At 68.1% G+C, this 545-nt stretch carries 2 pseudogenes; both read left to right on the top strand.

Annotated elements, in window-relative coordinates:
• A pseudogene (locus tag OTB19_RS43330) lies at positions 1-376 on the top strand (2-oxoglutarate ferredoxin oxidoreductase subunit alpha); the annotation flags it as partial.
• Positions 366-545 (top strand): annotated as a pseudogene (locus OTB19_RS43335) (2-oxoacid:ferredoxin oxidoreductase subunit beta); the annotation flags it as partial. The pseudogenes OTB19_RS43330 and OTB19_RS43335, both read left to right, overlap by 11 nt.

Genomic DNA, 545 nt, shown 5'->3' on the forward strand with positions numbered 1-545 from the left:
CACCCGCCAGGCCAAGATCGACGGCATCCGGGTCCCCGACCTGGACGTGGACGACCCCGACGAGGCCCGCACCCTCGTCCTCGGCTGGGGTTCCACCTACGGCCCCATCACCGCGGCCGTACGCCGGCTGCGCAAGGACGGCTTCCCCGTCGCTCAGGCCCACCTGCGCCACCTGAACCCCTTCCCCCGCAATCTGGACGAGGTCTTGGAGCGCTACGACAAGGTGGTGCTGCCGGAGATGAACCTCGGCCAGCTCGCCACCCTGATCCGGGCGAAGTACCTGACGAACATCCATTCCGTCACCCAGGTCAACGGGATGCCCTTCAAGGCCGCGCAGTTGGCCGAGGCCGTCCAGGAGGCAAGTCGTGCCCAGTGAAGCCCTGTCCCTCGTCCCGAAGGCGGAAGCCGTCCAGTCGGCGAAGGACTTCAAGTCGGATCAGGAGGTCCGCTGGTGCCCGGGCTGCGGCGACTACGCCGTGCTCGCCGCCGTCCAGGGCTTCATGCCCGAACTCGGCCTCGCCAAGGAGAACATCGTCTTCGTCTCC

The sequence above is a fragment of the Streptomyces sp. H27-H5 genome (assembly GCF_026627505.1).
In the GTDB taxonomy this organism is placed as follows: domain Bacteria; phylum Actinomycetota; class Actinomycetes; order Streptomycetales; family Streptomycetaceae; genus Streptomyces.